The sequence below is a fragment of the Streptomyces sp. NPDC096079 genome (assembly GCF_040303145.1).
Taxonomy (GTDB): domain Bacteria; phylum Actinomycetota; class Actinomycetes; order Streptomycetales; family Streptomycetaceae; genus Streptomyces.
This window is the reverse complement of sequence record NZ_JBEOST010000027.1, coordinates 72,402-76,473: the sequence shown is the minus strand read 5'-3', so window position 1 is coordinate 76,473 and position 4,072 is coordinate 72,402. Positions and strand designations below refer to the sequence as shown.

Sequence of the window (4,072 nt, the reverse complement as noted above, 5' to 3'; positions counted from 1 at the left end):
CGGCGGCGGAGTCGTGGTTGCTGTGGACCGCCGTACTGCTCGCGGCCGAAGTGCTCCTGGAGACCGGCTCGGTGCTGCTGAAACGTTGGCGGGGCACTCCCCTACCGGTAACCGGATTAGGTCAGGGCTTCGGGGTGGCGCACCCGGGGCAGAAAGCGAACGCCGCGTCGTTCTCGCCACCGCAGTGCGGGCACGTCCAGGGCTTCGCGCTCAGCGCCTTGATCTCGTCGCGGACGTCGGTGTAGACGGCCCGACCAGGGCCATCGTTCAGTGATGCCGCCAAGGCCACCAAGTCGTCCACCGGCACGGGGACGGGTGCCGCCACGGGCTCCGGCCGCACCAAGACCGCCGGACGGACAGTCCCCGATGCAGTCGGCCGCAGCGGCCAACCGCTGGCCGGTTCCTGTGCAGGTACCAGAGGCCAGCCAGCCGGGCCAGCTGCACGCATTACTCCACGGGAGTCACGTACTACAGTCATCGCAGATCCTCCATTGCAGGATCGAGGCCCGCAGCGACGAGACGCAGAAGCCGCCGCAGGCCGAACCAATGAGGGGTCGGGTGCCAGCCCGGCCCCTCTCTTGCGTCACACCTTACTTGCTTTCTTGCTAGCTAGCTAGCAACCTAGGAAGCGCGTTAGGCAGCGAGCGAGGAAGGGAGGCAGCTAGCATGCGGGCTATGAATGGACCCGAGGTCGTCGGAAGCTATTCCGAAACCGGCGGCGCCACCAAGACCGCCACTGCTGTGTCCCTGGCCGTCGCGTACGCGACGGAGTTCCCCGACGAGGAGGTGATTCTGGGAGACCTCGACCCCCGGGCCGCCGCCACCAAGTGGACTGGTGCCCAGCCTCAACAAGACGAGAGGGGCGGGACGCTCGACATGGCCGCCATCCTGGCGGCTGACGATGTCGAAGGGTGGGCCGATGCGATCGCCGTTCCGCTGGACCCGAAGAGGGGATGGCCGGCGAACCTGCGAGTCATCCCTAGTAGCCGTTCTCTCTCCGCCCAGGAGAAGACGCCAGACGACCACGCCGAACGCAGGCTGAGGCGCAGTCTCATTGGCACCCAAGCTCGATTCGTGGTCATCGACTTCCCTAACCGCCAGGGGGGCGTCTTGACGCAGAACGGACTAACTGCCTGCACCAAGGTGGTGTACGCCGCACGGCCAGACGAAGACGGCCTAGACGGTGTGGACGGCGCCAAGCTGACGGTCAGCAAGTTCCGCAACTACAGGGAAGAGGCGGGGCTCTCTCGGCTCCCACACGAGGTCGGGATCGTACTCGGCGCCGCCTACAACGGTTCAGTGTGGACCCGTGACGCACTGCGAGCCGTCGAGGAGTTCGAGCGGACCTCTCCCGGCATGCTGCTGACGCCCTACATCCAGCACCGGGTGATTGTGAAGGAAAGCCGCTCCGCAGGTGAGTTCTACGCCCAGTACGACGGCAGCGCAGGCGGAGACAAGGTTTTCGCGGCTTACCGCGAGCTACTTCTGAACAGGATTCTTTGATGAACGACCGTGACCGCCCAAGCCCGCGGCCTCGCTCCGCTCCGCAGGCTCCTGACCCTGCTGTGCCCAAGGGCCGCGATGTCCAGCCGTCGAGCGATGAGGAGCTCCCGACTCCGCCCACTCGTAGGCGGCGGGGGCCGGCACCCACCATCCAACTGAACACCCGCGTAGACCCTGTGGTGGATGAATTGGTGGCCTATGTCTGCGACGGACGTGGGTGGAGCAAGCGCGAAGCCGTCGAGTGGGCCATCAAGAAGGCGTACGCGAAAGAGTTGCGAGAGATCGAGGCCGCTCGCGAGGGCGGAAGTAAGAAAGCGAGCTAGCACGCTCGCTCCCTCGCTTGCGAGCTACGGAGAGAGCGAGCAAGGACGCTCGAAAACGAAGGCCCCGGAGACGCCCGACTACCACGAAGCGCGTCCCCAGGGCCCCACAAGATGAGGAGACACCTCACCTATGCACCACCACGGTAAGGCCACTCGGCAGCAGGCGGACACCATGCACGTCAGCCTGGCCGGAAGCAGGCGGGGGGCCGTCCGATGACCGACTTCATGCAGGTCACGCAGGGGATTAGCTCTCAGCTCGTGGTCGTCCTGTCCGCGTCGATCCTGGCAGCCGTTCTGATGGGCGTGGTTCTCAAGCGTCGGGGAAGAAAGGTCCGCGACCTGGCCGAAGAGGGTAAGGCCGATCGGCGGAAGTTCTCCGCAGGCACGCTCGCGGCGGTCGGCGCGTTCATCATCTGCACCAGCGTCAGCCTGAACACCAGCTACCGGTTCACGGGCGACCCCGAGGGCCTGGACATGACGAGCACGCCGGAGCGGCTGCTGGCATGCGCTGCGTTCGAGTCGCTGATGGCCATGTGCGTACTCGGCGCCCGCGAGCGCATGGCCGACACTGACAGCCGGAGCGGTGGTTGGTACGGCTCTGCCGTATGGATCTTCGCAGCTCTGTCGGCGGTACCTGCCTACGTCGAGGGTGCCGGCTTCACGGCGGCCACCATGGTTCGAATCATCATCGGCTCGTTCGGCTCGGCCCTGGCCGCCCACTCCGCTCTTGGTCTTGAGCTGCGACACCGCACAGGCGAAGAGTCGCAGACCGCCATGGCCCAGATCATGCGCGACTTGCGCGAGCGCCTGATGGCCCGTCTGGGCCTGGCCCACCGCAGCCGTTCTGCAGAGGAGATTGCCAGAGACCGCGCGCTCAGCAAGGCCGTGGACCTGTACGACCAGTACACGCGCCTGCCGGACGACGAGAAGTCGAAGCGAAAAGGGCTCAAGCTCGCCAGGCGTCTCGCCGTCTGGCAGGACCGTGCCGAACTTGCCACGGACGAGGCACAGCGGGACCTTTACCGGTCGCGGGTGGCACAGAGGCAGTACGCGACCGCACTTCACATCCACGATGCCGACTCGCCCTGGAACCAGCCGAGCGCCGCCCAGGTACGCGCGCAGGCTCTGGACACGCTGGAGGGGCACGCTCGGCACATGGAGAACGTGGCCAGTGACGCGGAGGCCGCACTACGGGCACAGATTGGCGCGCTCGGCACAACCCCGACGGCACACGGCGGCACGCCCGTGCCAGGGCCGCGTGCCGAGGCGGTACCGGAGGTCGGGCCCGAGGTGGAAGAGGAGCCGGCGGTCTGTATCGACCCCGCCGCCAGGAAGACCGACGAGCCGCCTAAGGCAGTGGCGGCACAGGGCCGCACATCCGAAGTCATCACGGCCCGTGTGCCGCATGAGGTCGAGGAAGAGGCCGAGAAGGAGGTCGAGAAGGAGGCCGAGGGACCGGAGCCGTTGAAGGATCTGCGGAGCTACCCGACGAAGCGGGCCGCCCTTGAGGCTCTGTACCACCACCGGATCGACCCCGCCGACCAGCGAGCGACAAACGCGATTGCCGAGGAGCTGCGGACCGAGCTCGCGAACCACGGCATCACTCTGGACCGAGGTCCGGCCAACCGCTACATCCGCCCTTTGCGGCCGAAGCAGGACCAGGATCAGGCCAAGGCCGACAGTGGGGAACTGGTCGGCGTGTGACCCAAAGCCGGGGGTGCGGCACGTCGGCCGCCCCCCCGGGGGCTCAGCGGCACACGTCTGTGCCGCCCAGACTCCAGGGGAAGTAATGAGCACTACGACCAGCACATCAACGGCACAGGACGGCAGCAGGTCGGCCCCAAGAGCACTGGCGAGTGTGCCAACGTTGCGTGAGACGGAATTGAGCGAGCGCCTGTCCTCAGCTGGTGACCGCGTACGGCTTGCACTGGATACCAGCGCCGCCATTCAGACGGCCCAACAGGACGCGGCGGCGGCACGCCGAGACGCCATGGAGGCACGCACCGAGGCACAGAGGGCCGAGACCGCCGCCATGGCGGCGCAGGTCGAGGCCGACTACGCCGACGAGCGGGCCGCCGCCGCTGTTGAGGAAGCGGTGCACCTGCGTCGGCAGCTCGTCGAGGCCGAGACTGCACACCACACGGAGAAGTTGGCACGGCGTCAGGCCGAGGGCGGGCATGCCGTCGCGGTGCAGCTCGCCGAGCAGGCACAGCACGCTGCCGAGGAGGCACGCGCCGAGGCCGCCG

At 67.3% G+C, this 4,072-nt stretch carries 4 protein-coding genes; 3 read left to right on the top strand and 1 reads right to left on the bottom strand.

What is annotated here, in order from left to right; genetic code table 11:
• Positions 1 to 121 precede the first annotated feature (121 nt).
• Positions 122 to 448, bottom strand: coding sequence for a DUF7577 domain-containing protein (locus tag ABTY59_RS37725; protein WP_502995459.1), 327 nt, complete (start codon positions 446 to 448; stop codon positions 122 to 124).
• Positions 449 to 675: 227 nt separating this feature from the next.
• On the opposite strand from ABTY59_RS37725, the gene ABTY59_RS33940 reads away from it, so the two are divergent.
• The 3 genes from ABTY59_RS33940 to ABTY59_RS33930 all read left to right on the top strand — a co-directional run.
• Positions 676 to 1,503 carry a ParA family protein gene (locus ABTY59_RS33940; protein ID WP_352022971.1) on the top strand — a complete coding sequence of 276 codons (828 nt, stop codon included), beginning with the start codon at positions 676 to 678 and terminating at the stop codon, positions 1,501 to 1,503.
• A gap of 536 nt (positions 1,504 to 2,039) precedes the next feature.
• Positions 2,040 to 3,530 carry a hypothetical protein gene (locus ABTY59_RS33935; protein ID WP_352022970.1) on the top strand — a complete coding sequence of 497 codons (1,491 nt, stop codon included), beginning with the start codon at positions 2,040 to 2,042 and terminating at the stop codon, positions 3,528 to 3,530.
• Between the two features lie 286 nt (positions 3,531 to 3,816).
• Positions 3,817 to 4,072: hypothetical protein (locus ABTY59_RS33930; RefSeq protein WP_352022969.1), on the top strand; the 256-nt coding region annotated here is incomplete at its 3' end.